The following is a 1,344-nucleotide window of genomic DNA, read 5'->3' as shown; positions in this document are numbered from 1 at the left end:
CAGCTTTCAGCTCTCGATAGTGATCGCCTGGTGGCCGAGCTCATCGCGCGCAACAGATCCCGACGGTTCGAAAGACCGTTGCAATGGCTGACCTTCGGAGCGGATGAGCGCCTGCTTCTGCCGGCGGTATCGCTGTGTTGGCTGCTTTCGCGCGGTGGCGGAGCGTCCCGGGCCCGCCGTGCCAACCACCTTCTCCTGACCATGATGACGACGGCGATACTGCCTCATCTCTTGAAGGGCGTCGTCGATCAGGAGCGACCCGATCGCCGCGAAATCCACGGGGACCGCCATGGCGTTCCGCGCTCGGGAAAGGCATTCGACGCTTTTCCGTCTGGACATGCGGTCCACATGGGAGCCCTTGCTTCCGCACTTTCCCGGTTGGCGCCGCGGCAACGAATTCTGATCTGGGGCCTAACGACGTGCCTCGCGATGACCCGGGTTGTCCTGCTTGCTCACTGGCTCAGCGACGTCGTGGTTGGGGAGAGCCTCGGGATCGCGATCGAGAACCTCCTGCACGCCATCGATCGAGCGCCGGAGGCGTAGGCCCGCTATGGCGCTCGCCGATCGCACGAAGACCGCCCTCGACGAATCCCGCATGCTGATGCTGGGCGCTCAGATTCTCCTAGGCTTCCAGTTCCAGGCGCCATTCCAGGACGGCTTCCCGGCCATTTCGAGCGGGGAGAAGACGACCGAGGTCGCCGTACTCGGCTTGATCATCCTCGTAGTCGGGTTGCTCATCACTCCAAGCGCCCATCACCGAATTGCCGAAGACGGCGAAGCCAGTCAGCAGTTCATCCGATTTCTCACCCGTGTATCCCTCGCCACCTTGCCGATCTTCGCCATCGCGATCGGCCTCGATCTGGGCATCGCGGGAATGCGGATCGGCGGCCCTGCCGCCGGAATCGCCGCTCCCCTCCTGGGCGTCGTACTGCCGCTGGCAATCTGGTTCGGACCCGTACTCGTTCACCGTCCGCACGAGGATGAAGACATGTCGACCTCCGACACGAAAACCCCTCTCGACGCCAAGATCGACTATGTTTTGACGGAAGCTCGCGTCGTCCTCCCGGGGCGCAGGCGCTTCTGGGATTTCAGCTCGCCATCGTCCTTAGCAACGCTTTCCAGCAGTTGTCGTCAAACCTGAAGGTGACGCACGGCGCTGCCCTGGCCTTGATTGCATTGTCGACGGCGCTGCTCATTGCGCCCGCCGCGTATCACCGCCTCGTCTATGCCGGTCGTAACGAACCGGAATTTCAGCGCCTGGCGAGCCGTCTCCTTCTGATTGCAACCGTGCTGCTTGCCCTGGGCCTCGCCACCGATACCTACCTTGTCGTTTCCAAGATCGTC

Annotated in this window: 3 protein-coding genes; all 3 read left to right on the top strand. The window is 62.8% G+C overall.

Annotated elements, in window-relative coordinates; translation table 11 throughout:
* Positions 1-543 (top strand): phosphatase PAP2 family protein (locus ACIPIA_RS16435; RefSeq protein WP_400511045.1); only part of this gene is annotated, 543 nt, incomplete at its 5' end.
* Between the two features lie 7 nt (positions 544-550).
* The gene (locus ACIPIA_RS16430; protein ID WP_400511044.1) at positions 551-1,141 is read left to right on the top strand and encodes a DUF6328 family protein; all 591 of its coding nucleotides are present in this window, start codon (positions 551-553) and stop codon (positions 1,139-1,141) included.
* Positions 1,126-1,344: DUF6328 family protein (locus ACIPIA_RS16425; protein WP_400511043.1), on the top strand; the 219-nt coding region annotated here is incomplete at its 3' end. The genes ACIPIA_RS16430 and ACIPIA_RS16425, both read left to right, overlap by 16 nt.

The sequence above is a fragment of the Allobosea sp. CER48 genome (assembly GCF_044752385.1).
Taxonomy (GTDB): domain Bacteria; phylum Pseudomonadota; class Alphaproteobacteria; order Rhizobiales; family Beijerinckiaceae; genus Allobosea.
Note: the sequence above shows the minus strand (reverse complement) of the source record. Positions and strands in the feature narration are given on the sequence as shown.